Origin of the sequence: Saliphagus sp. GCM10025334, assembly GCF_042663485.1 — an archaeon.
Classification (GTDB): Archaea; Halobacteriota; Halobacteria; order Halobacteriales; family Natrialbaceae; genus Natronosalvus.
The window spans coordinates 1,052,793-1,078,663 of the sequence record NZ_JBHTAF010000001.1; the positions used below are offsets into that span (position 1 = coordinate 1,052,793).

Consider the following 25,871-nt stretch of genomic DNA (forward strand, 5'->3'; position numbering starts at 1 on the left):
AGAGCCAGGTGTATAAACCTATAGTGGTCGAGCGACCGGGCGAAACTGCTCGAGGTGGCCCACCTGGGAGCGTTCCGGGTTCAGCGATCGAGTCGTCACTCGAGCGAGGCCCCGTCGCCGTCGATGGCGTCAACGTCCATCGCCGACTCCTCACGGTGGCTTCCGGCGAAGAGTTTACCGAGGCCGACGCACCCGACGTAGATGGCGACGGCGACCAGCACGACGACGCCACCGGCGGTCGCCTCGGCGTAGTACGCGACACCGATGCCGACGACGACGGCGAGTTCGGCGAGGACGACTGACGTCAGTAGCGCCTGCGAGAAGCTTCGCGCGACCTGCGAGGCGCCGGCGACGGGGACGACCAGCATCGCCGCCACGAGGATGACGCCCATGATCTGCATCGCGCCGACGACGACCAGCGCGGTGAGCATCACCATCACCCGATTGTACCAGCGCACGGGAATTCCCGCGACCTCGGCGGCCACCTCGTCGAAGGTGACGTACAGCAGTTGATTGCGGGTGAGTGCGACGGTGCCGACGACGACGGCGAACAGCACCAGCAGCAAGACCGCGTTTTCGGCCGACACCGTCGAGAGGTTCCCGAAGAGGTACTGGTCGATCGACACGGTGAGTCCGCCCGCGTTGAGGCTGATGAGCACCGTCCCGAGGGCGAACCCCGTCGAGAGGACGATCGCCATCGAGACGTCGTTGTAGGCGTCGGTGTACTCCGAGATGAGTTCGATGAGCAGCGCGGCGATCACCGCGACGACGATGGCCGTCAGGTACGGCGACACCGAGAACGACAGGGTCGCGTTGACGAATAGCCCCACCGCGACGCCCGCAAACGCGGTGTGTGCGAGGGCGTCGCCGATGAGCGCGAGCTGGCGGTGGACCAGGAAGGTGCCGATGAGCGGGGCCATCACGCCGATGCAGAGGCCGACCAGAATCGCCCGGTGCATGAACGCGTACTCGGGGTGGATCATCTCGAGCCCTGTCGCGTAGTACAGCTGGGACAGGAGCCAGTACCACGCCTCGAGCAGCCAGTACAGCGGTTCGAGGGCGACATCGACAGGTCCCGATTGCAGTGGGTCAAGGGCGACGTCTATGGGGCTCGACTGCAACGGGCCGACGGCCAATCGACTCATCGGCGGTCACCCACGATGGCAGCCGCCGCCCCGAACGCCCGGCCGAGCGCGTCGCTCTCGACGAACGCCTCCGCCGTCCCGTCGAAGTACACCTCGCGGTTGAGACAGACGATCCGGTCGGCGTGGGCGGTCACCGCGCCCAGGTCGTGTTCGATCAGGAGGACAGTGATCCCCGAGTCGTTGAGCGACTCGAGCAGGTCGTAGAACGCCTCGACCGATTCGGCGTCCACGCCGACGGTCGGTTCGTCCAGGACGAGCAGGTCCGCCTCGCCCGCGAGCGCCCGCGCGATGAACGCCCGTTGGCGCTGTCCCCCGGAGAGGTTCGTGATTCGCCGGTCGGCGAACGCGTCCATGCCGACCGTCTCGAGGGCCCGGTCGACGATTGCCCAGTCTGCCTCGTCGAGTCGGCCGAACCGAACGTGGGGAAACCGGCCCATCTTCACGACCTCGCGAACCGTGATCGGCATCTCCGTCGAGGCGCTCGCCCGCTGAGCGACGTATCCGACTCGAGCGCCGTCGTCGAAACGGTGAGCGGGTTCGTCGAACAACCGTGCGGTACCCTTGTCCGGTCGGAGCAAGCCGAGCGCGAGTCGCATGAGCGTCGATTTTCCGGAGCCGTTCGGGCCGACGACGGCGACGTACTCACCGGGGTCGACGCGGAGGCAGACGTCCTCGACGACCGGGGTGGACGTGTATCCGAAGTCGACGTCAGCGAGTTCGATGACGGGCGTCTCCGACTCGGTGGAGTCCGTAGACGGTTCCTGGGTGGGTGTCGTGTGCATGAATTTTACTCGAAGTTTCGCCACTCGTCGGCCCAGCCGTCCGGTCCGGCTTCGTCCGGCGATTCGTTGCCGAGGACCACACTGAACGTGGGCATGTTGATGTTGTACGCGATCTCCTCGTAGCCCCAGCCCGCGTCGACCCACTCCTCGTAGACGCCGGCGTACGGTGTCACGGGGAAGTAGGCCTCGACGGGCGTCTCCGCGAGCAACTGCTCGGCCGGTTTGCGCGTTTCGAAGACCGCGGCACCGATGTACTCGATGTCGTTCTCCTCGATGACCTCTTTGGCTGCCACGATGTCGCTCGGTGCCACGTTCCCGCTGGCAGCGAGGTTCGTGACCAGCGGGCGCATCTCGACGCCGTAGCGAACGCCGACGTACTGGAACGCGTTGTGAGCCGCGAGCTGGACCACGTCCCGCGAAGCCGTCTCGAAGATTCGTTCGTAGTCCGCGTCGATCCGGTCCAGGACGTCCGTCTTGTACGCCTCGGCGTTCTCCCGGAGCGTCTCCTCGTGGTCGGGGGCGACCTCGATCAGGCCGTCGGCGATGTTGTCGACCGAGCGCTTCGCGCGCCGTGGGTCGAGCCAGAAGTGCGGATCTTTGCCTCGTCCGTCGCCGACGCCCTCTTCTTCCGGGTCCAGGCTGGCCGCCAGCGAGACCAGTTCGACGCCCTCGCGGGCGTTGATCAACGCTGTGTCGACCTCGTCGTCCTCGAGCGTCTGGATCGCCCGGTCGGCCCAGGGCTGGAACTCCGGGCCGACGTGGATGAACGCGTCCGCCTCGATGATGTCGCGCGTGATGCTCGCGTCCGGTTCCCAGCCGTGGCCGTGGAGGCCCGTCGGAACCAGGTTCGTCACCTGGACGGGCGTGTTCTCGGCTACCTTGCGCCCGAAGTCGTAGAAGCTGAAAAACGACGCCGCGACGACCGGCGACCCGTCCTCACCCCTTGACGGACTCCCGCTGAGGCCCGCGAGACAGCCCGCGCTCCCGGCGACGAGGACACCAGCGGCGCTCGCGAGTGTCTGCCGGCGTGAAATCGTGCGTCCGTCCGACGACCGTAGTCGCTCGCTCATTGTCGAGACGTAGCACCTGCGAACTATAAAGTAGTTACTACCGAAGTCTATTTTTAGATAGATCTAAACCAGGTGGTCGAGTGGAGGTCCATCGACGGTCGACGGTCGACGGTGACAACACGTCGGAATCCATTTCTCGGTGGCCGACGAGCACACGGGTATGACCGACCTCGCCGACCGCGAGTGGCGCCTGATCAGGGACGACCCCAGGGACGGAGCGATCCAGATGTCCCTCGAGGAAATCGCCGCGCAGACGGCGCTCGAGGACGACCTGCGCACCGTTCGGGTCTACGACTGGGAACCGAGCACGCTCTCGCTGGGCTACCAACAGGATTCGGATACCGTCGACTGGAACTTCTGTGAGGACCGTGGAATCGACGTCACCCGACGCCAGACCGGCGGTGGCGGCATCTACCACGATTCCGTCGCCGACATCTCCTACACCATCGTCGCCCCGGCCGCGGAAGTCCCCGGCGACCTAATGGACTGTTACGCTATGTTCTGTGAGCCCATCCTGGAGGCGTTCTCGCGGATGGGCGTCGACGCCGACTTCGCGGGGGCGAAACAGGAGGCCATCTACCGTCCCTCGTGTTACCTCCGGGACATCCATCCGGCTCACGACGTGGTGGCCCCCGCAGGCGAAGCCGAGGCGAAGAAAATCAGCGGCAACGCCCAGTACCGCCAGCGCGACGTCGTCATCCAGCACGGCTCGCTGAGTTTCGACCTCGAGCCCGAAACCCACGTCGGCGTCTTCGCCGCGGATATCGAGCCGGAGACGTTTACTGACCGCGTCACGAGCATCCGCGAGCAGGCGGGAATCGACCGCGAGGAGGCCGTCGGCTGCCTCGCCAACGCACTCGGGGAGTGGTGTGACGCCGAGGAGGGCGAGTGGCGTGACGAGGAACTCGAGGCCGCGGCCGACCTCGCCGAGCGGAAGTTCGGCGCCGAAGGCTGGGTTCGCGACCGCGCGGTCGAGGCCTGAACTCACGCGCGAAGGGGAGGGTGAACGCAGGCGCCCGAGGTCGTCGAATTCGAATTCGGTATACGAGTTCCGGAGGAAGGGGAGACTCGAGGTTCGCACCACGAGCGGCAGGGCTGGCGCTCGAACCCAAGACTCGAGCGAACGGAAACGGTCGAAAAGTGCTACTGGAGACCGCTCAGTCGTCGCTCTCGTCGTCGACGATCACTTCGACAGGATCGATCGCTGACTCCGAGTCCGATTCCGACTCCGACGACGGCGACTGTTCCTGCCAGAGCAGTGCGCCCGCGATGAGGACGACGATCCACGAGCGCCAGTTGGCCAGGTTGAGCGTGTAGCCGACGCCGAAGGGCTTCTCGACGAGCATTCCCTCACCGGGTTGCCAGTACGACGAGAGCATTCGGCCGAAACTCGGTCGCTCGAAGTTGTACGGGACACCGAAAATCTCACCGGAGGTCGGTTTGTCTGCCATACCCGGGCGTACACCGTCCGGTAATAAGAGTATTATGTACGCTCTCTTACGGCGCCCCTCCGCAGCGCCGTTACCTGCTCGGGACCGTCGACAACAGGACCTCACTCGAGGTCGAGGTCGAGCGCCGGTTCGAGACCGATCGTCACGCGGACTTGAGTACCGACTCGAGGTCCTCGCGGTCGACGACGGGCGCCGACGGGAACTCGCCCCCGCCGTAGCCGCGTCCGGTCAGCACGCAGGCGACCGTCTCGTCCGGGTTGACGTCCCCGCGGTCGGCCAGTTGGCGAAGCCCTGCTACCGTGGTCGCGGAGGCGGGTTCGACGCGCACGCCAGCGTCGCGAGCCAGGCGGTCCTGGGCCTCGAGAATCGCGTCGTCCTCGACCGAGAGGACGGCACCATCGGTGTCCCGAACGGCCGCGAGGGCGCGGGTCCCGCTCGGCGGATCGGCGTTGGCGATAGAGTACGCGATGGTCTCTTTTACGTCCGCAGCGGGGTCGACGCGCTCTCGACCCGACCGGAACGCCGCGGCGATCGGATCGCAGGCCGCCGCCTGAGTCAGGTACAGTCGCGGCAGCGACTCGAGCAACCCGCCGGCGCGCAACTCGAGGAGGCCCTTCCAGACGGCACTCGCGTTGCCGCCGCTACTGACCGGGAGGACGATCGCGTCGAGCGAGGGAACGTGCTCGAGGAGATCGAACGCGAGCGTCTTCTGGCCGGCGACCCGGAGGGGAACGTCGGAGTTGAGGAACTGGATTCCGTGCCTGCGACCGAGTTCGAGGGCGTCGTAATACAATCGGCCGTAGTCCCCGCGGACGCGGACGATTCGCGGGTCGAACCGGGCGATGGCCCGAATCCGCTCCTCGGCGATGTCCGCGGGGACGAGGACGGTGCAGTCGATTCCAACGGCCGCCGCGTGCGCCGCCACGCTCCTCGCCATGTTGCCGTGGGAGACGGTCCCGACGCGATCGACCCCGGCCTCGAGGGCGGCCGCGACGCCGATGGCGCTTCCACGATCCTTGAAGCTCCCCGTCGGGTTTCGCCCCTCGTCGGCGAGCCAGACGCGCGCCCCTGCGTAACCTTCGAGCGTCTCGCTTCGCCAGACCGCCGCACCGCCGGCCTCGAGGTCGCCCGTCGGCTGACTCGCCGGGAGCACAGCGTCGTACCGCCAGATCGATCGCCCGCTCGAGCCAGCGTCCGAGGGACAGCTTTCGAGTGGCTCGATCGGCCGCCACAGCGGTTCGCCGCAGTCACACCGGGCTCGAGAGGACTCGAACGTTCGTTCGCAGGCGTAGCAGACGCGCATCGGAGGCATTATCGGCCGTTCGGCCCGGAGGATGAAGACTTCCCGGGGCGGTGCCATCGGCAGTCGGGCGAAATCGGCGCCCGTCGTCCTCGTCCGACACCCTCGTCGGCGCCTGACTCGCCGTCTGAGCGTCCACGAGTGCCTCGAGAGGTGAACCGGTGAGCGGAAGATGGAGCGCAGATATACGCTTAGTCGCTATATCAAATGCCCCACAACTGGTGCGGTTCACTCCTCGAGTGCCGTCTCGATGCCGACCTCGAGTCCGCGTCGCATCGTCTCGAGCGCCATGCTCGGCTGCGTGGTCTCGCGGGTGGCTGCCTGCTCGTGACTCAACGGGACGTGGACGAACCCCGACCGGGTCTCGAGGTCGTTCGTCTCGACGTACCGGCGCGTCGCGTACAGAATATCATTGCAGAGGTGGGTGCCCGCTGACGTCGACAACGTCGTCGGAACGCCCGCTTCGCGCATGGCCGTTTGTATCTCGCGAACCGGGAGCGTCGAGAAGTACGCGTCCGGGCCCTCGGCGTCGACCGGATCGTCCGTGACCGAGCGGTCGTCGTTGTCCGGCGTCCCCGCAGTGTCGCGGAGGTTGATCCCCACGCGCTCGAGCGAGAGCGCAGGTCTGCCGGCAGCCAGGCCGAGTGAGACGACCAGCGTCGGGTCGTGACGCTCGAGGTGTTCGACGAGCGCGGGACGCGCCCGGTCGAAGGCCACTGGGAGTTCGCGCCCGACGACGGACGCCCCTGCCACTCGAGTGCCGTCGAGCGCTGTGGCCAGTTGGTGCGCCGGATTCGTTTCGAACTCGCCGAACGGTTCGTAGCCCGTCACGAGAATCGTCGACATGCGCCACTCGTTCGGGCACGCGGTGATGAGTTCTCCGGTCGAGAGCGGGCGTCACGCTTTTTTCGCCGCGTCACGGACGCTCGAGCGTGCCAGGACGAACGATCACGAGCGGCGGGAAACGGCGGGCGCACGGTCGTTCTAAACGGGCGGGTGGCAGAGGTGGCCGATAACGTGGCCCCCGCCGACGAGTCGCACGAGGCGAACGTGTCAGACGAGGCGGCCGACAACACGAGTCCCGAATCGGAGACGGATGGCCGGAATCACCGCGACCGAATCGTCCGCTGGCTCGCCCTGATGTCCCTCGGCGTCGTTCCCTGGGTCGTCATCCAAACCAGCGGGACGACGCTGCTCTTTCCCTGGGGAACGGTCGTCCTCGAGACCGGGCACGTCACCCTCCTGCCGACGTTTCTCGATCAGCCGGGGCCGACGCCCTCGTTCCTCCGCTACTGGCCGCTCGGGAGTCTCGCCTACGCGCTCGCGCTCTGCTGGGCCGGCGCTCGAGCCGTCGGCTTTCCCGCCGACCGGCGAGTCACGGCCGGTCTAATCGCGCTCGCCGGTGTCGCCGCCGTCGGACTGGCCGCTGGGTTCGGAGTCGACCCCAATCGAACCGCCTACCCGCTCGCGACGGTCCACGCCCCGCTAATCGCTGGCTGGCTGTGGCTCTCGAGGACGCCGCGAGGAGACGAGTAGACACGTCCGGAGACGGTGGCCGGCTCGGGAGCCGCGACGCTCGTCGACTCGAAACACTCGAAATGGATGGATGACGGTGGACGGCGGCGTCGCGGCTTCCAGTGGACGAGACGGTATGAACGAGACAGTGGGGGCGACGGGCGCTACTCGACCGATCAGAGACTACTGCCCCCGCTCTCGCTCGCCGATCCCTGTTCCGCCTCGTCCAGCGACTCGAGGTCGCGCTCCGGGTTCGCCTCGGTTCGCCCGCCCGCCTCGCCGGTCAGCTGGCCGAAGATCGCCTCGCGGGCCTCCTCCGGCGTGTCGTAGGTCTCGCCGGCCAGCCGATCGAGAACGCTCCCCATCGTCTCGGTCTCGTTGGGCAGGTCGATCGGTTCGCTGCCGTACTCGGCCGCGATTTCCTCGCTCGAGACGGGATACTCGAGGTCGCCGAGGTGCGTTTCGACGGTCTCGAGGACGTCCTCGGTCGATTCGGCTCGGGACGACTGACGCTCTCGCGCGCGCTCCTGGACGCGTTCAGGGTCAGGATCACGCTGGCCGGAACCCGTACTCGAGTCGGCATCTGGTGGCTGGTCGCTCATGGTCCAGCCTACCACGAGCGGCGGAAAAAGCAGTTGGCTGGCGACTGCGGGGGTGGCCGTTTGGCATCGAATCGCGCGTCTCCGGAGACCGAAACGATCAGGTGATTACGGCAAACACGTTCGCGAGTGACAGCGTACGACGCGGTCATTTTCGACAGCGACGGCGTGCTCGTGAGCCCGCCGACTGACGACGTCCAGGCAGAGGCGACGACCGCCGCGTTCGAAGCGATGGGCGTCGAGACCGTCGACCGGGCGGTCGTCGACGAACTCTGCGACGGCGTCCCCGCCGAGCGAGTCCGGGAACTCTGTCGCCGGTACGGCCTCGAGCCGGAGCCGTTCTGGACGGCCTGGGAGGATCACGACGAACGATCCCAGTTTCGCCGGTTCAGGGACGGAACGCGCGGGCCGTACGAGGACATCGAGGCGGTCGAGACACTCGATCAACCCTGTGGAATCGTCAGCAACAACCACCACACTACGATCGAGTTCGTCCTCGAGTACTTCGACATCGAGCACCTGTTCGAGACGTATTACGGCCGGGAGAAGACCCTCGAGAGCCTGGCGTTGCAGAAGCCGAACGGACACTACCTCGAGCGGGCGCTGGCCGACCTCGATGTCGAGGCCAGCCGTGCGCTGTACGTGGGGGATAGCGAGAGCGACGTGCTCGCCGCCCACCGGGCGGGAATGGACTCGGTGTTCGTTCGACGAGACCACTGTCGGGACGTCGAACTTTCGGAGGGCGCGACCTACGAGGTGGCGGGGCTGGGCGAGATTCCGCAGATCGTCCGGTAGGCGGTCGAGTTCGGGGTTCGCCGGGCAACCCAGTGCGTCCGCTCGTGGTCACCCGTCGGGACTCGTCCTCGAGGTTGTGACACCCTCACCCTTACCCTCGCACTCGCCTTCGCTCTCACCGGAGCTATTTATCTCGAGACCGAACGGTCACGAAATGCCTAATTGGCCCAATCGGCCCTCCCGTCGCCACCTGCTCACCGCGACTGTGGCCGCGAGCGCCGCGCTCGCCGGTTGTTCGATGCCCGACAGCGACAGCGAATTACAACCGGACGGAGATGGAGGTGGGGAGCGAGAGCGCGATGGAGACGAAACCGTCGAAACCGGACCCTCGAACGATTCCGACGGTGAATCACCCGAATCACCGCTCGTGGCCGACGTCGACCCCACGCCGTTGCTCGTCGGCCTCGAGGTCCCCTGGGAGGTCGCGTTTACGCCCACCGGCGAGATCTTCGTCTCCGAACGCGCGGGACGATTGCTGCGCCTGGACGCGGAGACGCTGCTCGAGGCAGCCGACGATCCGATACGGGCAGGCGACGTTCCCGACGAGCGGCGTCAGGAGTGGCCGGGCGAGTCGATTCAGGGAATCGCCATCCACCCGTCGTATCCGGATCCCGCGTACGTCTACCTGTATTACAACGTGGGCGGAGCGAATCGGGTCGGGCGGTTCGACGCCAAATCGGACGATCCGGAGGCGACTCACGAGGTGCTCCTCGAGGGCATCGCCGGGGACCACACGATCGGCGGCGAGCTCGCGTTCGGGCCCGACGGAGCGCTCTGGATCACGGCCGGGACCGCCGACAAAACGCCCGCGCAGGACCCCGGGAGCCTCGGGGGAACGGTTCTCAGGCTCACCCCGGACGGCGAGCCCGTGCCGGACAATCCCGACATCGACGGCGCCGACCCCCGGGTGTTCTCCTACGGTCACCGCAATCCGCAGGGAATCGCCTGGCTCGCCGACGACACGCCCGTTTGCGTCGACCACGGGCCGGACGGCCGCGACGAGGTGACCGTCCTCCGACCCGGTGCGAACTACGGCTGGCCGGACGTCCAGGGCGGTCCCGACGACCCCGAGTACGAGTCCTACGACGCCCGCGAGGACGTCGCACCGCCGCTCGTCAACACCGGGCCGGACGACACCTGGGCCCCCAGCGCGTGTATTCGGTACACCGGCGAGGCCATCCCCGCCTGGCGCGATTGCCTCCTGGTCGGGACGCTGCAACGTCAATCCCTCGCCGTCCTCTCACTCCGGTCGTCCGACGCGGACCCTGAGGATTCGCCTCGGGACGACGCCGCACAGCGGTTCGACGCGTCGTGGCTCGACGACGCCTACACCGTAACCGCCCACCACCTCCTCGAGAACGAGTTCGGACGAATCCGCGCCGTCACGCAGGCTCCGGACGGCAGCGTCCTCCTCGGAACCTCGAACCGCGACGGGGCGGCCGACGAGCCGTTTCCCCTCGAGCGCGACGACGCGATCGTGCAGCTTCGGCCGTCCTGACCGTTCACAAGGGCTGAAATCCCCTATAACGTCGGTTTCATCGGTCTTTGAACCGACAATTCCGATTTCCTCTCTGCGATCGCCGATCCGCCGTCGAACGTCTCCGTCGAATCGGCGAGTATCCGATTACTGACGATTCACTAACAGATACTAATAAGAATCTGTCTGTAGTCTTCACCGGATAGCATGAGGGCGAGAAATGGAAGAAACCAATGACCGCTGGCGATAACTCAGCGGACAGAACGCGGATAGGCACGCCAGGTGGGAAGCGATCGGCCCAGAGGCAAAACTGGAATACGGCTCGGCCACTCTCGCCTCGCTCCAACTCGAGCACACCCTCCTCTGTCACATCGAACGACGAAAGAACAGTCCGGACGTATCACACCGATGAGTAGGAAACGACGGGCGTTCCTCGCCGCTGTGGGCTCCGTGGCGGTCGGGGGGTGCGTCAGAAACGGGAATGAGAACCCCGATTCGTCCGATCCTCCAACGGCGGCCAGAGGGAGGGATACGGCCGACAATACGAGTGCGGCGAATAATACGACCACGACCGACGATAACGACACGTCATCGACCGACAGTCGTGAGCCCCCCGAAACGACGATCGGGTTCGCTGGCGACACGATGGTCGGACGGAGCCTCAACCAGATCTACGGCCAGGAAGACGTCGACCCGGCAAGCATCTGGGGCGACTTCCGACCCAGGCTCCAGTCTCTCGACGGCGTTTTCTGTAACCTCGAGTGCTGCCTCTCACAGCGCGGTGAACGGTACCCCGGCCTGCCGTATTACTTTCGGGGCAATCCCGAGTGGGCCGTCCCTGCACTCAGCGTCGGAAACGTGCAGTTCACGGCATTGGCCAACAATCACGCGATGGATTTCGGAACCGTGGCCCTGATCGATACGATAGACGTGCTCGAGGAGGAAGGAATCGAGAACGCGGGTACCGGCGAGACGCCCGCAGCAGCGCACGAACCGGCCATATTTTCTGTCGGTGACGTCGACGTCGCTGCCATTTCGTTCTCGGATCAATATCAGGGGCACGCCGTTACCGACGACCGGCCCGGAATCGCCTGGGCGAAGACGGATGCCGATAATCCGGAAACGCAGCGAGTCGTCGGAAACGCGATCGAACGTGCACGATCAGCAGACCCGGACTTGGTCGTCGCGTCGATCCACTGGGGCGGAAATTGGGTCGAACACCCCAGTGATCAACTCGTCGCGTTCAGTCACTGGCTCGTCGATCAGGGTGTGGATATCGTTCACGGACACAGTGCACACGTCGTCCAGGCCGTCGAGCGGTACAACGACGGCGTCGTCCTCCACGATACCGGCGATCTCGTCGACGACTTCGGGATCAAGGGCGATCTGGGCAACGACAAGAGTTACCTCTTCGAGATTACGATCAAAGACGACGACCTCGAGGAGATACGGCTCACTCCGTTCCACATAGACGACGGCGTTTCTCGAGCCAGCGAGGACGAGGCGGCCTGGCTCCGGGAGACGATGCGGGAACGCTCAGACCCGTTCGAGACGACGTACGAACGGGATGGTGACGGCCTCGTCGTTCAACTTTGAATCGGTCGCGAGTCAGTGACGGCTCAGCACTGTCTGCGATCTGCCGACTCTCCGTGGCGGTGAGCGCGGTCCCGACCATCGCCGAACACACGCCCGAAGCGGTCGGTGACGTGGGCTCGCAGTGGAACCAGGTGGAGTCGATCTCGAGGCCCCAGTCGCTCACTGCCAAAGGGACCACCTCCCGTTTTCACACTACTATCGCAGGAAGTGACCGGAGCCGCGACGGATGTAAGTTCCACTCCACGTTTTCGCCTGATTGCGAGATAACTAATCCGGAAGCAGGTGCGCTGTGGTTCGCGTAAACGGCAGAGCCGTACTGACTACGAAACGACCGGAAGGAAGGTCCGCTCTCCCCGATTTGAACGGGGGGCAAGTCGATCTACAGTCGACTGCTCTACCAGGCTGAGCTAAGAGCGGTCACTCATACGTAGCAGACGAAGGCGGTATAAGGGTTATTATTCGCACCGTGTGTTACACCCGTCGGACGCGTGGGAAGTTTCATATAGGATGAGTTATAATATGGTCGGTAACTGAATCGACCATGGGCAAGATCACGTTCCGCGCAGACGACGACCTCGTCGCCGAACTCGAGGCCTTCGATGCCTCGAAGAGCGAGGTCATGCGCGAGGCACTCCGAGCGTACCTGGACGAGCAGCCGACAGACGGTGTCGACGCCCGTCCGACCGACGACGCTCGCGCCGACGCTCCGGACGACAGCCTCGACGCCTTACTCGAGGAACGGATCGACTCCCTGCTCGAGCAGCGATTGTCCGCTCGTCACTCATCGAGCGGCCAGGATGTCAACGTCTCCATCGCGCTCGAGGGTGTCGAAGCGGCGCGCGCACGCGAGACCGAATCCACTGCCACTCCGGCTGACGAAACGCGCGCGGCCGACCACTCGAGCGCCTCAAACGGTTCGACGCGAGACCATCCGGCGCGTTCGGTCGATGACCGTTCCGCTCGAGGCGCACACGCCTGTGGCCAGTGTGGAACGGGACTCGAGTCCGAACACGTCTTCTGTCCCAACTGCGGCGAGAAGGCGACCCACCGCGTCTTCTGTGACTGTGGGGACGAGGTACGATCGGACTGGGCGTTCTGCCCGAGCTGCGGGCGTCGAACGCCCGCAGCGGACGTGCTCGAGTCGAATCAGTCGTGACTGTCATACAAACGATTCCGTCGTAAGACACAGACGGTCACGGACGCCGATAGTTTTAATACCTACCAGCCTGTTGGCTACAGTCGCGTAAGACGGTTGTCTTACAGCGGGTGGATGCCACCCGGGAATCGGCCGCAGTCGGTCGATTCGACGTGTAAGACACGCCGCGTCTGACAGGGGCGCGCACCGTCTTACCCAATACGGGGAATACAATAATGGAGCGTGTGACACTGCGAATACCGAAACAGCAGATCGAAGAAGTCGAACAGCTGGTCGAAACGGGGGAGTTTCCAAACCGGAGTGAAGCTATCCGTTCGGCCGTACGAGAGATGATCAACGACCAGTACGAGGGTCGCCACGAACAGCCGGGTAAACGCGGCTGGGCGAAGGTGTAACGATGCAGGACATCGTGCAAGACGCCCTCGAGAACGCCGAAGAAGAGGCCAAGAACATGGACGGCTCCCTCGATGACGACGAGTTCGGGGAGCCCCGAATCGTCATCATCGGGTGCGGTGGAGCCGGCAACAACACGATCAACCGGCTGTACAACATCGGTGTCGAAGGCGCGGAGACGATCGCGATCAACACCGACAAGCAGCACCTGAAGATGATCGAAGCCGACACCAAGATCCTCGTGGGCAAGTCGCTCACGAACGGACTGGGCGCCGGCGGCGACCCCTCGATGGGCGAGCGTGCCACCGAGATGGCCCAGGGCACGATCAAGGAGGTCCTCGGAGACGCGGACCTCGTCTTCGTCACGGCCGGCATGGGTGGCGGTACCGGCACCGGTGCCGCCCCCGTCGCCTCGAAGATCGCCAAAGAGCAAGGCGCCATCGTCGTCGGGATGGTCTCGACGCCGTTCAACGTCGAACGCGCCCGCACGGTCAAAGCCGAGGAAGGCCTCGAGAAGCTGCGCGAGCAGGCCGACTCGATCATCGTGCTGGACAACAACCGGCTGCTCGACTACGTCCCGAATCTGCCGATCGGTAAGGCGTTCTCGGTGATGGACCAGATCATCGCCGAGACCGTCAAGGGCATCTCCGAGACGATCACCCAGCCGAGCCTGATCAACCTGGACTACGCGGACATGTCTACGATCATGAACCAGGGCGGCGTCGCGGTGATGCTCGTGGGGGAGACCCAGGACAAGAACAAGACCGAGGAGGTCGTCCGCGACGCGATGAACCATCCGCTGTTGGACGTCGACTACCGCGGCGCCTCCGGCGGACTGGTCCACATCACCGGCGGCCCCGACCTCACGCTGAAGGAGGCCGAAGGGATCGCCGACAACATCACCGAGCGCCTCGAGGCCTCGGCGAACGTGATCTGGGGCGCCCGGATCCAGGAGAGCTACAAGGGCAAGGTGCGGGTCATGGCGATCATGACCGGCGTCCAGAGCGCGCAGGTGCTCGGCCCGAGTACGCAGAAACAGGCCGACAAATCCCGCGCCAGCCTCGAGGGCGTGACCGAGGCGGACTTCGACGCGAGCCAGAACGTCTCGCAGTCCCAGCACGGTCGCGGCCAGAGTCAGCAACCGAGCGGACGTAACTCGGGCTTCGGCGCCCAGAGCGACGGCGGGCGCGACCAGCTCGAGCGGAACAACGGCGTCGACGTCATCCGGTAACGCGGCGTCCGGTTGTTGGACTGTTCGCCTCGAACAGGCGAAACGACATTGCAATCACGACGACACACCATCGGTCGGCCGCCTGCGGCGGCCCTGACACACCGCCGCCGCAGGACACCACACCAGACACACCACTTTGGCCGACCGACGCTTTCACGCCCTCGAGTGACGACGCTCGACGTGACACTGTCTAACGGCAGGCGACCCGCGAGCACCGCTGGCCGCTCTCGAGCCGTTTCGAACGATAGTAGAACAGCAATCTCGACAACGTAATACGCCGAAAGTTTGCTCGAGAGAACTCAAACGGCGTGGATCGATTCGAGCAGCGAGCACTTCCGACAGACCTCCCGTGTCGTCGTCGACCCGCACTCGGTACACGCCTGAAGGTCGGCGTCGTCGCCGTCTTCGTCATAGCGATCCGCGACGATGCCGGCGAGTTCCTCGTAGCCCGAGAGGATGGAGTGGCGCGTTCCGGGGTGATTTTCCTCGAGGCCGTAGAGGAGTTGCTGGATCTCGCCGCGGTAGGCCTCGCTCGAGTGGGGACACTCGGTGATGTGGGCGGGCAGGTCCCGGAGGTGGGCGTAGAGAGCGACTTCCTTCTCGGGGACGTCCCGAAGTGGTTTGGCCCGGGGGACGAAGTTGTCCTGGTCCCGGCGTTCGTCGAGCGGGCCGAGGCTCGCGTCGAAGTGCTTGGCGATCTGGGAGACGTCGCCCTCGAGGAAGTTCATCAGGGCCGTCTGGGCCTCGTCGTCGAGGTTGTGGCCGGTGAGCATCAGGTCAGCACCGAAGCGGTCGGCGTACTTCTCGAGGAGGTCGCGCCGGAAGACGCCGCAGTAGGCGCAGGCAGCCATGTTCTCGGGATCGTCCTCGACGACGCGATCCATTCGGACGTCGAACTCCTCTTCGTAACTCACCACCTCGTGACGGATGTCGAGGTCCTCGGTCAACTCGAGGCAGGCCGCCAAGCTCTCGTCGCGGTAGCCCTCGATGCCCTCGTGGATCGTGAGACAGACGAGTTCGATCCGGGGGTCCTCGGCGAAGGTCTCCGAGAGGATCTGGGTCAGGACGACGCTGTCCTTCCCGCCTGAGAGGCCGATTACCCACGTCTGGGGGTTCTCGGGACTGGCGTCTCGCGGGACCAGGTCGTCGCGACGAATCCGTCGCCGGACCCGCTTGTCGACGGACTCGAGGAAGTGGTCTTCACAGAGGTGCGCCCCCGAGTAGGCGGCGTGCATCACCGCCTCGGCGTCACACCGGTTGCAGTTCATCGACTCGAGGTAGCGGGTTCGGGGGGAAACGCGTTTCGCTCCGCACTGGCGGCGGGTGATCGCTCCTCGCCGGCTATAACCGGTCGCTTCTCGACAGTTGCAACGTCTAGTTGGTCGCGTCGACGGCGTCGGCCTTGTCATCGGCGCCAGCACCGGAATCGCCACCAGCGTCGGCGTCGACGGCGTCGCCACGGTCGTCCGACGCCTCGAGCGTGTAGATCCCGTGGGCCGCTTCGATCGCGTCGGCCCCACCCTCGAGCGCGGTCAGCAGGAGGCCGACGTACTGGTCGCGGACGCTCGAGGAGAACAGTTCGTGGCCACCGTCGTAGAGGACCACGTGTTCGGGCGGTACCCGCTCGCCGATGGGCTGGTGGTCGATGATGGGATCTTTGAGCGAACAGAAGACGACGGCGTCGTGGTCGATCGCCAGTAAGTCCCCCTGAGCGCGGCGCGTCTCCCGGACGAACGACGGCGAGACCCACTTCGGGCTGGTCGCGAGCTGGTGGTCCGTCGCGAGGTCGCCGATGGCCGACCGGTCGGTCTCGCCGCGCGGAAGGAACGGCGCGCTCGTCGGAATCTGGGAAAGGAGGTCGAGGACCGGGTTGGGAACCCGCTCGTTGTACCCCCACCACGGACTCAGGTAGACGTGGTTGTCCGCGCCGTCGAGCGCCTGGGCGACGAGCGAGCCCGCGCTGTGAGCCAACAGTTGATAGTCCTCGAGGTCGACGACGTACTCGGCGACGGGCTCGAGCCAGTCGGCTTTGAAGTCGTCGATGTTCGTCGGGAGTTCGAACGCGTGGACGCGGTAGCCGGCGTTGGCGAGCGTCCCGACGAGCCAGCTGACGTTCTCGTGAGTCCAGCGATTCCCGAAGCCCATAACGAAGACGAGGTCCTCCTCGCCCTCGTCGTTGAAGATTCGATGGCGCATCTCGGCTGTCCATTCGTCGGGAAGTGACAAAAGCATACGCTGTCCGTCGCTGGACTCGGGGTGGAAGCCAGCCGTCCACACGCCAGGATCGAAGCCGCTACGTCGCCCCTTCGAGATGGACGACGTACGCAATGCCCGAATCCCTTCGGACGAAACTCGCGCGCTATCGCTTCAACCTCTTTCCGGCCTACCGACTCGCCGGCGGCCGGGTTCGATACATCGCGAGTGACTGGCAAGAGGTTCGCGTCTCGATCCCGCGTAGTTGGCGGACGAAGAACGTCTTCGGGACGACCTTCGGCGGGAGCATCTACGCTGCCATCGATCCGATTTACGCGATGATGCTCATCCAGGCACTCGAGGACTCCTACGTCGTCTGGGACAAAGGCGCGACGATCGAGTTCGAGAAGCCGGCCAAAGAGACGCTGTACGCCAGGTTTCGGCTCTCGGACGCGGAACTCGAGGAAATCGAGTCGATCCTCGAGACCGAGTCCTCCACGACCCGGACCTACGCGGTCGACATCGTTGCCGCGGACGGCACCCGCCACGCGAGAGCCGAGAAGGAGGTATACGTCGGGACTGACGAGTCGAAGCGTGCGTAAACCGGCGTTTGCGGAGGCGATCGAGCGAGTTCGCTGATCGGCACAGGTCGAGGAAAACCGTTTTGCCCGACTCGCCCCAACCTCGAGCCATGAGCGGATTCAGCCGGGACGACGCCGTCGACAGGGTGGAGGCGATCCTCGAGACCGTCGACTCGGAACCACTGCCGGTCCCCGTCCGCGAGGTGTGGGTCTACGGCGACCTCGCGCTCGGGCTCGACCCCGTCGACCGCCTGGACGTCTACCTGACGAAGGACATCCTGATGCGCGACGAACCCGAGGCGGAAGCCGAGTTCGAGGAGAGCCACGGCGTCAAGGGCGTCGGCAAGTCGGTTCGAGCCGAGTGGGCCCGCGCCCATCCCGAGTACCTCCGGGCCAACGCGAACGGCCACGCGGCCCCCGAGAAGTGCCTCGCCGCGCAGTTGCTCGCCGACGACGAACCGGTCCACCTCGAGGTCTGCAACGCCCGGTTCGAGGACAACGTGACCCAGCGCCTGCGCGGCGCGCGTTTGCGCGAGGACTACACGCAGTTACTCGACCCGCGGGGCGTCTGTCTCTGGTCCGACGGAGTTCGCAGTGACGACGCCCTCGAGAAGGTGCGAAACAGTGAACTGGCGTTTCCCACGCTGTCGGGCGCGCTCGAGATGCTCGGGATGGACGACGCTGAGGCCCAGGAGGCCGCGGAGGCGGTCCACGCCTGGCGCGACGAACAGGCGGGGGCAACAGTTCGCGGCGACGTGTTGTAAGGGTGAATTTATCGACCCACTGGTTTCGATTTTCTATTTGTAGCTGATAACCAGTAGCACTTGCACAAGATGCCTACAACTGGCCCTAATCGAGCTAAAACAGGTAATAAAAGGAGAGTGCCAGAGTAGCCAAAAGAAGCACTAGCAGAACAAGCCACCACCCGTTTCCACCTGATGTCGGCCGAGCAACATCGACCTCTGTCGGGTCCTGATAAGGCGATATCGTGGAAGCGTTACACTCATCACAGGTGAACGGCTTTCGATCGTGAACGTGACCGCATTTTGTGCAATACCACTGTCCGCTCATCGACTTTTTCGTATTACTAGAAGCGAGAGACTCCGTAGACGAAGGCCGATGTTGGATTAAAACTGTGTGTTCACAGCCCTCACACTTTTCAGGATTTGAGTTATGTATCCGTCCACAACTTTCACATCGCCATTTTACTTTGCCACTCCCCAGCCTGTCAAGGAGCCCCATCTCGAAACTGAACTTATCATCTATCGATTGTAAGTATACCGGTGGTGTTCCATGCGAGTTACCTCTCCGCTACTGACCAGCGGGGTCAAACCCTCTGGACTCGAAAAACGAACCCGCATCGGTGACAACGCGTTTTTGCCCCTCGAGGCCAAACGAGAGCTATGACCCTCGACCTCGAGGCAAAACGCGCGGCCGCCGTCGACGAACTCGAAACCCACGACGGCGTCCTCGTCGCCTTCTCCGGCGGCGTCGACTCGAGTACGGTCGCGGCCCTCGCTCACGAGGCCCTCGGCGAGGACGCGGTCGCCTGTACGGCAAAGAGCGAGACCCTCCCCGAATCGGAACTCGAGGACGCGAAACGCGTCGCCGACGAAATCGGTATCCGCCACGAGGTCGTCGAGTTCTCCGAACTCGACAGTGACGCCTTCGTCGCGAACGACGAGGACCGGTGTTACCACTGTCGAACGATGCGCCTGGGGAAGATGCTCGAGAAGGCCCGCGAACTCGGCATCGAGACGGTCTGTGACGGAACCAACGCGGACGACCCCGGCGCTGGCCACCGACCCGGCCTGCGTGCCGTCGAGGAACTCGAAGTACACTCGCCGTTGCTCGCGCACGACCTCTCGAAGTCGGCGGTCAGGGAACTGGCCGACGCCTACGGCCTCTCCGTGGCCGACAAGCCGTCGATGGCCTGTCTCTCCTCGCGAATCCCGACGGGGCTGTCAGTCACCGAGGACCGCCTCTCGCGCATCGAGCGCGCCGAGGCGCTGGTCCGCCAGTGGGGATTCGAGGGCTTTCGCGTGCGCGACCACGACGGCCTCGCCCGCATCGAAATCGATCCGGACGAACTCGAGGACGCCCTCGACTCGGCGTTCGTCGAGTCGATCCGCGACCCGCTGCTCGAGCTCGGGTTCGATCACGTCACCCTCGACCTCCACGGCTACCGGACGGGGAGTGTGAGTCCTGCCGCGGACAGACCGGCGGAACCCGACGCCGCGGCGAACGCCGCCGACGGCGAACCGCTGGTGGAGGACGTGTTCGCGGCGGAGTATCCGCGGGCGAACGACCGATAGTCCAAACCGACACGTTACTCCCGGACAGACGTACACAAATTTCACCGTTTACGCCAGTAGTACCAGACATACGTCGGAATATAGGACGTTAGTCCGGTAATATTGCTCGAGTCGATACGGACGTGGTAGTTCCCGTCGTTTCAGTGGACGATGACCGAACAGGAACTCGAGGACCCGCCAGTGGGCTGGCGCGTCGAGACCCACAGACGGTACACGGCAGCGACGAGCGACCGCGAGATGGCCTACGTCACGTACCGCCACGAATCGGGAGACCTGCGGGTCCGAGTCGCTCCCGCCTCGATCGACGGGGACGACCGGCCGGGGTACGCGATCACCACGACCACCTATCCGGAACTCGAGTCAACCGACGATCCCGCCGACGCGGGCCTCGAGTCCACCTCGCGGACGATTCGTTACGTCTTTCGCTTCCCCCGGTGTGACGAACTCGCCCGTCGGTTCATGTCGCTCTTCGAGACGGCGTACGATGGTCCGACGACGTTCGAACGCGCGCTCGCGTACGCCACCGATCGAGTGCGGGCGTCCGAGGCTCACGACGCGCCCGTCGACGTGGACGGGAGGGGAACCCAGAACTGACTCGACGGCGAATGGCCGGTCAGACTGGAGACGAGAGAGCGCACTCCGGTTTTCTTTAGCTTCAACTATCTCAAGCGTTCAACCGCCAGATACCGTAGTTCAGGAGGGCAGCGAACGTCACCCAGGCGAGGTACGGAACCAGCAACGCGGCCGCTCGCCGGTTGACCCGTCGGAACGCAGCGATGGTCGCGACGAGGAGAACCCAGAGGGCGACGATGACGACGAGTGCTGCCGCGACCTCCTCGAGCCGGAAGAACACCGGCGTCCAGGCGACGTTGAACGCCAGCTGGACGGCGAACAGTCCGAGAGCCAGCCGTCGGCCGTCCCTCGAGGACCGCCACACCAGCCACAGGGCGAGCCCCATCAGGGTGAAGAGGAGCGTCCAGACGACCGGGAACGCGATTTCGGGCGGGTAGTAGGCGGGTTTCTCAAGGCTACGGAACCAGGCGCTGTCGGGGCCGCCGAGAACCGCGGGGAGCCCGCCGAGGACGTTGACGCCGATCACGAACGCCAGGGCCTCGAGGACGTCGCCCCGCGAGAGCGATCGGAGGGAGATTCCGCTGCGATGGGTGCCCTCCATCGTTCCCGTTTCATCCATACCTGATCACACGCCCGCCAGACAGTTAGAAGAGGTGCGTCGATAAAGAGCGAGTCAGGAATCTCCTCGTTCACTTTCACCGCGGTACGAGAACCCTTAACCGATCCCGCCTCGAATTCGCGTCAATGGCCGCGACGGACGAGGGAACGCCCTCCATCGACCACCCGCTGCTCGAGTCGGACTTCCTCGAGCGGCGTCTCTATCAGCTGAAACTCGCCGGCACTGCGGCGAACGATCACACGCTCGTCTGTCTCCCGACGGGGCTGGGGAAGACGACGGTGAGCCTGCTGGTGACCGCCCGACGTCTCGACGAGGTCGGTGGCAAGTCCCTGATGCTCGCGCCGACGAAACCCCTCGTCCAGCAACACGCCGACTTCTATCGCGAGGCCCTTCAGATCCCCGACGAGGAAATCGTCGTCTTCACCGGCGACGTGAGCCCGGACGACCGTGCGGCGCTGTGGGACGACTCGACCGTGATCATGGCGACGCCGCAGGTGATCGAGAACGACCTCGTGGGCTCTCGCATCTCCCTCGCGGACGTGACGCACTGCACCTTCGACGAGTGTCACCGCGCCACCGGCGACTACGCCTACAACTACATCGCCGAGCGCTACCACGCCGACGCCACGGACCCGCTCGTCACGGGAATGAGCGCCTCCCCCGGCGGCGACGAAGAGGCCATCCTCGAGGTGTGTGCAAACCTCGGGCTTCGGGAGGTCGAAGTGATGACCGAGGACGACGCCGACGTCGCGGAGTTTACCCACGACACCGAGGTCGAGTGGGAGCGCATCCAGCTGCCCGACGACGTCATCGAGATCAGGGACGCCCTGAACGAGGTGATCACGGAACGCCTCGAGAAGCTCAAAGAACTGGGGGTCGCCAGGTCGACCCAGCCCGATCAGTCCCAGAAGGACCTCAACCGGATGCGCGCGGAGTTACAGAAACTGATCAACAACGACCAGTCGGAGGGGTTCAAGGGCATGTCCGTCCACGCGGAGGTGATGAAACTCCGCCAGGCCGTCACCCTCGTCGAGACCCAGAGCGTCGAGGCGCTGCGGCGATACTTCGAGCGCCAGCGCAACCAGGCCCGCAGTTCGGGAGCCTCGAAGGCGAGCCAGCGGCTGGTGAGCGATCCCCGAGTCCGGGAAGCGATGCGCCGGGCGGAGTCCTTCGACGAACTCCACCCCAAATACCGCAAGACGCGGATGCTCCTGGCCGAAACGCTGGGGCTCGAGGGCGGCGAGCGCGTCATCGTCTTCACCGAATCCAGGGACACGGCCGAGGCGCTGACCGAGTTCCTGAACACGAGTTTCGACGCGAAGCGCTTCGTCGGCCAGGGCGACCGCGAGGGCAGCGACGGAATGACCCAGAAGCAACAACAGGAGGTCCTGGACGACTTCCGGGCAGGCGAGTTCGAGGTTCTCGTCTCGACGTCGGTCGCCGAGGAGGGACTGGACGTCCCCGAGGTCGACCTCGTGCTCTTTTACGAACCCGTCCCGACCGCAATCAGGTCGATTCAGCGCAAGGGTCGAACCGGGCGCCAGGCGGAGGGACGCGTCGTCGTCCTGATGGCCGAGGACACCCGCGACGAGGCGTACTTCTGGATCTCGAGGCGTCGCGAGAAGGAGATGGAGAGCGAACTCCGCGAACTCAAGGGGATGGCCAGCGACCTCGAGGCCGAACTCGACGACGCCCAGCAGTCACTCGAGGCGTTCGAGAGCGGGGCGTCCGTGGGCTCGAGCGGGGGAAAACCCACATCGGAGAGCGGTACCTCGGGTAGAGGTCAGGAAAGGAGCAGCCAGCCCGGACTGCAGGATTTCGTCGGCGACGTAGGCGACTCGAGCGACGGGAGCAACGAGGGCGACGAGGGCGAAACGGAGGACGAAGACAGCACCGGCGAGACTGACGCGACCGACGAGGAAGCCGCAACGGTCGAAACCCACGAACCCAGTGCCGAGGGCGATGCGGTCGAAATCGTCGCCGACCAGCGCGAGATGGACGCCAACATCGCCCGCGAACTCTCGAGGCGCGAGGAGATCGAAATCCGTCTGGAGACGCTCGAAGTCGGCGACTACGTCTGCTCGGATCGCGTGGTGGTCGAGCGCAAGTCGGTCGCGGACTTCGTCGACTCGCTGGTCGGCGGCGACCGCTCGGTGTTCGAGCAGGTGGGCGCGATGGCCCGCCACTACTCCCGGCCCGTCGTGATCGTCGAGGGCGAGGGCCTGTACGAACAGCGCGACGTCCACCCGAACGCGATCCGCGGGGCGCTCTCGAGCCTGGCGGTCGACTTCGGCGCGAGCATACTCCGGAGCGAGAGCGAGGACGATACGACGGAGTTGCTCGCGACGATCGCCAAGCGCGAACAACAACTCTCGAACCGCGAGGTGTCCGTCCACGGGGAGAAGGGCGCAAAGACCCTGAGCGAGCAACAGGAGTACGTCGTCTCCTCGATCGCCGACGTCGGTCCGGTGACCGCTCGCTCGCTGCTCGAGACCTTCGGGACCGTCGAGGCGGTGATGATCGCGAGCGAGGACGAGTTGCGGGAGGCCGACGGGGTCGGCGAGGTGACCGCCGAGCGCTTACGCGAGGTCATCGGGAGCGAGTATACGGGGACCGGAAGCGCAGCGAGTTTGGGCGCCAACGAGTGACGGCCGTCGAAGCCCGAGTGGTGGCCGATCGCAGCCCGCAGGAACCGTGGCGAGTAGAACCGTTTTAGGGGCTCCCCGCGGTACGGACGTGTAATGGACGCCAATCGGCCCCGCGAATCGTCAGCCGCGACGAACGTCCGGCGAGCGCCACGCGCCCTCGAGGTGACGCGGCGTGGGCTATAGCGTCGACGAGCGCCTCGTCGAGCGTCTGTCGATGTTCCGAATCTACGCCTACGGGCTCTGCATGGGAACGGCGGACGCCCTCCCCGGCGTCTCCGGCGGAACGATCGCCCTCCTCCTCGGGTTCTACGGTCGGTTGATCGCGGCGATCACGTCGATCACCCCGAGTCGCATCTGGACCGTGCTCAACGGCGTTCGTCCGGGAAACCGCAACTCGGCCAGGGAGGCGCTCCTCGAGATGGACATCGGCTTCCTCCTCCCACTCGGAATCGGCGCGGTGACCGCCGTTGCGCTCATCGCCAGCGCGGTGTCGTCGCTCGCGGAATCACATCCCGTCGCCCTCTTTGGGTTTTTCACGGGGCTCATCGGGGCGTCCGCGATCGTCCTCTACCGTGAACTCCGGGTTCGGACGCGGAAGGACGTACTCGTGGCTATCGCGGGCGCATCGCTCGCGTTACTCATCGCGGCGAACGTCCTCGAGTTGCCGGGGAGCGGTGCGATCACGGTCGTCCTCGCCGGCGCCCTCGCGCTCAGCGCGATGATCCTGCCGGGCGTCTCCGGGTCGCTCATCCTGATCCTGCTCGGCCAGTACGTCTTCCTCTCGGGCGAGCTGAGTGCGTTCCTCTCGGCGATCGGCGACCTCCTCGGGAACGGCTCGCTCGAGGCCGTCTTCGACCCCGGGACCACGGTCGCTCTCTTCGTCGCCGGCGGGCTGATCGGGCTCTTGACCGTCGCTCGAGTGGTTCGGGCGGCGCTCGACCGACACCGAAATACGACGCTCCTCTTCCTCGTGAGCCTCATTGCCGGCTCGACGCCCGCCCCGCTGCACAACATCGGCGAGACGCACACCTGGACGACCGATACGATCGTCCTGGCCGCCGTCTGGACCCTCGTCGGTGCCGGCGTCCTCTTCGCGCTCGACCGACTCGTGGGCGGCTTCGACCCGGAGTGATCCCGCGATAGCTTGCACATCCTGGCACGCGAGGTAACCTCCTTCGAGGGCTATACCGAGTATGGTACTCAAACGACTCCTCGGCTCGAAAGCGGCTCGATCGCTGACGGTCCTCTCGGTCGCCGCGGAGGCGAAACGGGCGTTCAAGAACGGACGCCGACTCAGGGGAGCAGGGCTGCTCGTCCTCGCGGCGCTCGCCTGGAAGTGGACGATGCTCGGGATGATCGCCCAGGGCGTGCTCAAGCTGGTCCGGGGCGGGCGAACGCCGGCTTAGGGTTCCGTCGATAGGGACGTAACCGGCGCACGCCAAGATCGGAATCGAGTCCATCGGTGACGGACTCGCATCGAGTCGTGACGCAATCTCTTTTTATCGACCCGCACAAGCACACGGCATGAGCGACAGCGCGGTCGACCTCGAGGCCGAACAGTACGAGAAGCATCGCGAAGCCGGGGAAATCCTCGCCCAGGTCCGCCAAGAAGCCGCCGACCGCGTCGAAGTCGGCGTGAGCCACCTCGAGGTCGCCGAGTACGCCGAGGACCGCATCAGGGAACTCGGCGGTCAGCCGGCGTTTCCCGTCAACATCTCCATCGACGAGGAGGCGGCCCACCGCACGCCGACCATCGACGACGAGTCGACTTTCGGCGAGGAGATGATCAACCTCGACATCGGCGTCCACGTCGACGGCTGGCTCGCCGACACCGCCATCACGGTCGACCTCTCCGGGAACCCCGAGCTCGCGGAAGCCTCGGAGCAGGCCCTCGAGGCCGCCCTCGACCTCGTCGAACCTGGCGTGAACACCGGCGACATCGGCGCCGAAATCGAGGAGGTCATCGACGGCTACGGCTACAACCCCGTGGTCAACCTCACCGGCCACGGCCTGGGCCACTGGGAACAACACACCAGCCCCAACATCCCCAACCGGGCCGTCTCCCAGGGGACGACGCTCGAGGTGGGCGACGTCGTCGCCATCGAACCGTTCGCGACCGACGGCGGCGGGAAGGTGACCGAGGGCTCGAGCGAGGAGATTTACTCGCTCGAGCGGGAGGCGTCGGTTCGCAACCGGCAGGCGCGAGACGCGCTCGCACAGATCACCGAGGAGTTCCGCACCCTGCCGTTTGCGACCCGTTGGCTCGAGACCGACCGCCCCGAGATGGCGCTTCGCCGGCTCAAACGCCGGAACGTGATTCACGGTTACCCCGTGCTCAAGGAGGACGAGGGCTGTCTGGTCAGTCAGAAAGAACACACCGTCATCGTCACCGAAGGCGGGTGTGAGGTCACGACGGCTGATCAGTGAACCGC

General features: G+C 65.2%; 27 protein-coding genes, 1 tRNA gene and 1 pseudogene. 17 read left to right on the forward strand and 12 right to left on the reverse strand.

What is annotated here, in order from left to right; translation table 11 throughout:
- Window positions 1-95: 95 nt before the first annotated feature.
- The 3 genes from ACFQO4_RS04890 to ACFQO4_RS04900 are packed head-to-tail and all read right to left on the reverse strand — an operon-like array spanning window position 96 to window position 2,997.
- The gene (locus ACFQO4_RS04890; RefSeq protein WP_500259843.1) at window positions 96-1,145 is read right to left on the reverse strand and encodes a metal ABC transporter permease; all 1,050 of its coding nucleotides are present in this window, start codon (window positions 1,143-1,145) and stop codon (window positions 96-98) included.
- Entirely contained in the window at window positions 1,142-1,927 is a 786-nt protein-coding gene (locus ACFQO4_RS04895) for a metal ABC transporter ATP-binding protein (protein ID WP_500259844.1), read from the reverse strand. The genes ACFQO4_RS04890 and ACFQO4_RS04895 overlap by 4 nt, the downstream gene beginning before the upstream one ends.
- A gap of 5 nt (window positions 1,928-1,932) precedes the next feature.
- Window positions 1,933-2,997: a metal ABC transporter substrate-binding protein gene (locus ACFQO4_RS04900; protein WP_500259845.1), complete on the reverse strand. Its 1,065-nt coding sequence runs from the start codon at window positions 2,995-2,997 to the stop codon at window positions 1,933-1,935.
- A 160-nt stretch (window positions 2,998-3,157) separates the two neighbouring features.
- Here ACFQO4_RS04900 and ACFQO4_RS04905 point away from each other — a divergent pair, with 160 nt between their 5' ends.
- Window positions 3,158-3,979, forward strand: coding sequence for a lipoate--protein ligase family protein (locus tag ACFQO4_RS04905; protein ID WP_500259846.1), 822 nt, complete (start codon window positions 3,158-3,160; stop codon window positions 3,977-3,979).
- A 175-nt stretch (window positions 3,980-4,154) separates the two neighbouring features.
- On the opposite strand, the gene ACFQO4_RS04910 is transcribed toward ACFQO4_RS04905, so the two are convergent.
- The 3 genes from ACFQO4_RS04910 to pcp form a co-directional block, all read right to left on the reverse strand.
- Entirely contained in the window at window positions 4,155-4,448 is a 294-nt protein-coding gene (locus ACFQO4_RS04910; RefSeq protein WP_500259847.1) for a DUF5808 domain-containing protein, read from the reverse strand.
- Between the two features lie 142 nt (window positions 4,449-4,590).
- Window positions 4,591-5,760 carry a threonine synthase gene (gene thrC, locus ACFQO4_RS04915; protein ID WP_500260459.1) on the reverse strand — a complete coding sequence of 390 codons (1,170 nt, stop codon included), beginning with the start codon at window positions 5,758-5,760 and terminating at the stop codon, window positions 4,591-4,593.
- A 216-nt stretch (window positions 5,761-5,976) separates the two neighbouring features.
- Window positions 5,977-6,594 (reverse strand): pyroglutamyl-peptidase I, encoded by a 618-nt coding sequence (pcp, locus tag ACFQO4_RS04920; RefSeq protein ID WP_500259848.1) that lies wholly within the window; start codon window positions 6,592-6,594, stop codon window positions 5,977-5,979.
- Here pcp and ACFQO4_RS04925 point away from each other — a divergent pair.
- Entirely contained in the window at window positions 6,593-6,736 is a 144-nt protein-coding gene (locus ACFQO4_RS04925) for a hypothetical protein (protein WP_500259849.1), read from the forward strand. The two genes, pcp and ACFQO4_RS04925, sit on opposite strands and share 2 nt — an antisense overlap.
- A gap of 17 nt (window positions 6,737-6,753) precedes the next feature.
- Window positions 6,754-7,284 (forward strand): DUF8050 family protein, encoded by a 531-nt coding sequence (locus ACFQO4_RS04930; RefSeq protein WP_500259850.1) that lies wholly within the window; start codon window positions 6,754-6,756, stop codon window positions 7,282-7,284.
- A 155-nt stretch (window positions 7,285-7,439) separates the two neighbouring features.
- On the opposite strand, the gene ACFQO4_RS04935 is transcribed toward ACFQO4_RS04930, so the two are convergent.
- On the reverse strand, window positions 7,440-7,865 hold the full coding sequence (locus ACFQO4_RS04935; protein WP_500259851.1) for a DUF5789 family protein: 426 nt from the start codon (window positions 7,863-7,865) through the stop codon (window positions 7,440-7,442).
- A 126-nt stretch (window positions 7,866-7,991) separates the two neighbouring features.
- On the opposite strand from ACFQO4_RS04935, the gene ACFQO4_RS04940 reads away from it, so the two are divergent.
- The 3 genes from ACFQO4_RS04940 to ACFQO4_RS04950 all read left to right on the forward strand — a co-directional run bounded on the left by ACFQO4_RS04940 (window position 7,992) and on the right by ACFQO4_RS04950 (window position 11,730).
- Entirely contained in the window at window positions 7,992-8,657 is a 666-nt protein-coding gene (locus ACFQO4_RS04940; protein ID WP_500259852.1) for an HAD family hydrolase, read from the forward strand.
- Window positions 8,658-8,811: 154 nt separating this feature from the next.
- Window positions 8,812-10,155 (forward strand): PQQ-dependent sugar dehydrogenase, encoded by a 1,344-nt coding sequence (locus ACFQO4_RS04945; protein ID WP_500259853.1) that lies wholly within the window; start codon window positions 8,812-8,814, stop codon window positions 10,153-10,155.
- A gap of 387 nt (window positions 10,156-10,542) precedes the next feature.
- Complete coding sequence (locus ACFQO4_RS04950; protein WP_500259854.1) at window positions 10,543-11,730, forward strand: CapA family protein; 1,188 nt, start codon at window positions 10,543-10,545, stop codon at window positions 11,728-11,730.
- A 47-nt stretch (window positions 11,731-11,777) separates the two neighbouring features.
- Here ACFQO4_RS04950 and ACFQO4_RS04955 read toward each other — a convergent pair.
- Both ACFQO4_RS04955 and ACFQO4_RS04960 read right to left on the reverse strand, forming a co-directional pair.
- Window positions 11,778-11,899 (reverse strand): annotated as a pseudogene (locus ACFQO4_RS04955) (DUF7563 family protein); the annotation flags it as partial.
- A gap of 174 nt (window positions 11,900-12,073) precedes the next feature.
- Window positions 12,074-12,147 (reverse strand) — tRNA-Tyr (locus ACFQO4_RS04960).
- A 124-nt stretch (window positions 12,148-12,271) separates the two neighbouring features.
- On the opposite strand from ACFQO4_RS04960, the gene ACFQO4_RS04965 reads away from it, so the two are divergent.
- The 3 genes from ACFQO4_RS04965 (at window position 12,272) to ftsZ (ending at window position 14,510) form a co-directional block, all read left to right on the forward strand.
- A complete protein-coding gene (locus ACFQO4_RS04965) occupies window positions 12,272-12,886 on the forward strand; it encodes a double zinc ribbon domain-containing protein (protein WP_500259855.1) in 615 nt (204 codons plus the stop codon).
- Between the two features lie 215 nt (window positions 12,887-13,101).
- Window positions 13,102-13,281 carry a transcriptional regulator CdrS gene (gene cdrS, locus ACFQO4_RS04970; RefSeq protein WP_253433115.1) on the forward strand — a complete coding sequence of 60 codons (180 nt, stop codon included), beginning with the start codon at window positions 13,102-13,104 and terminating at the stop codon, window positions 13,279-13,281.
- A gap of 2 nt (window positions 13,282-13,283) precedes the next feature.
- Window positions 13,284-14,510: a cell division protein FtsZ gene (gene ftsZ / locus ACFQO4_RS04975; protein WP_500259856.1), complete on the forward strand. Its 1,227-nt coding sequence runs from the start codon at window positions 13,284-13,286 to the stop codon at window positions 14,508-14,510.
- Window positions 14,511-14,809: 299 nt separating this feature from the next.
- On the opposite strand, the gene ncsA is transcribed toward ftsZ, so the two are convergent.
- Both ncsA and ACFQO4_RS04985 read right to left on the reverse strand, forming a co-directional pair.
- Window positions 14,810-15,778, reverse strand: a complete 969-nt coding sequence (ncsA, locus tag ACFQO4_RS04980; RefSeq protein ID WP_500259857.1) for a tRNA 2-thiolation protein NcsA — start codon at window positions 15,776-15,778, stop codon at window positions 14,810-14,812.
- Window positions 15,779-15,884: 106 nt separating this feature from the next.
- Window positions 15,885-16,706, reverse strand: a complete 822-nt coding sequence (locus ACFQO4_RS04985; protein WP_500259858.1) for an alpha/beta fold hydrolase — start codon at window positions 16,704-16,706, stop codon at window positions 15,885-15,887.
- 131 nt (window positions 16,707-16,837) lie between these two features.
- Here ACFQO4_RS04985 and ACFQO4_RS04990 point away from each other — a divergent pair, with 131 nt between their 5' ends.
- The 4 genes from ACFQO4_RS04990 to ACFQO4_RS05005 all read left to right on the forward strand — a co-directional run bounded on the left by ACFQO4_RS04990 (window position 16,838) and on the right by ACFQO4_RS05005 (window position 20,193).
- Window positions 16,838-17,305, forward strand: a complete 468-nt coding sequence (locus ACFQO4_RS04990; protein WP_500259859.1) for a DUF4442 domain-containing protein — start codon at window positions 16,838-16,840, stop codon at window positions 17,303-17,305.
- Between the two features lie 89 nt (window positions 17,306-17,394).
- Window positions 17,395-18,048 (forward strand): DUF7095 family protein, encoded by a 654-nt coding sequence (locus ACFQO4_RS04995; protein WP_500259860.1) that lies wholly within the window; start codon window positions 17,395-17,397, stop codon window positions 18,046-18,048.
- 639 nt (window positions 18,049-18,687) lie between these two features.
- Window positions 18,688-19,599 carry an ATP-dependent sacrificial sulfur transferase LarE gene (larE, locus tag ACFQO4_RS05000; protein ID WP_500259861.1) on the forward strand — a complete coding sequence of 304 codons (912 nt, stop codon included), beginning with the start codon at window positions 18,688-18,690 and terminating at the stop codon, window positions 19,597-19,599.
- Between the two features lie 150 nt (window positions 19,600-19,749).
- Complete coding sequence (locus ACFQO4_RS05005; RefSeq protein WP_500259862.1) at window positions 19,750-20,193, forward strand: hypothetical protein; 444 nt, start codon at window positions 19,750-19,752, stop codon at window positions 20,191-20,193.
- Window positions 20,194-20,263: 70 nt separating this feature from the next.
- Here the strand turns inward: ACFQO4_RS05005 and ACFQO4_RS05010 are convergent, their stop codons facing one another.
- Window positions 20,264-20,773 carry a TspO/MBR family protein gene (locus ACFQO4_RS05010; protein WP_500260460.1) on the reverse strand — a complete coding sequence of 170 codons (510 nt, stop codon included), beginning with the start codon at window positions 20,771-20,773 and terminating at the stop codon, window positions 20,264-20,266.
- 143 nt (window positions 20,774-20,916) lie between these two features.
- On the opposite strand from ACFQO4_RS05010, the gene ACFQO4_RS05015 reads away from it, so the two are divergent.
- From ACFQO4_RS05015 to map, 4 genes are all read left to right on the forward strand, one after another.
- Window positions 20,917-23,439 carry a DEAD/DEAH box helicase gene (locus tag ACFQO4_RS05015; RefSeq protein WP_500259863.1) on the forward strand — a complete coding sequence of 841 codons (2,523 nt, stop codon included), beginning with the start codon at window positions 20,917-20,919 and terminating at the stop codon, window positions 23,437-23,439.
- Window positions 23,440-23,611: 172 nt separating this feature from the next.
- Window positions 23,612-24,571 (forward strand): DUF368 domain-containing protein, encoded by a 960-nt coding sequence (locus tag ACFQO4_RS05020; protein ID WP_500259864.1) that lies wholly within the window; start codon window positions 23,612-23,614, stop codon window positions 24,569-24,571.
- A gap of 61 nt (window positions 24,572-24,632) precedes the next feature.
- Complete coding sequence (locus ACFQO4_RS05025; RefSeq protein ID WP_500259865.1) at window positions 24,633-24,845, forward strand: hypothetical protein; 213 nt, start codon at window positions 24,633-24,635, stop codon at window positions 24,843-24,845.
- A gap of 118 nt (window positions 24,846-24,963) precedes the next feature.
- Complete coding sequence (map, locus tag ACFQO4_RS05030; RefSeq protein WP_500259866.1) at window positions 24,964-25,866, forward strand: type II methionyl aminopeptidase; 903 nt, start codon at window positions 24,964-24,966, stop codon at window positions 25,864-25,866.
- Window positions 25,867-25,871 lie beyond the last annotated feature (5 nt).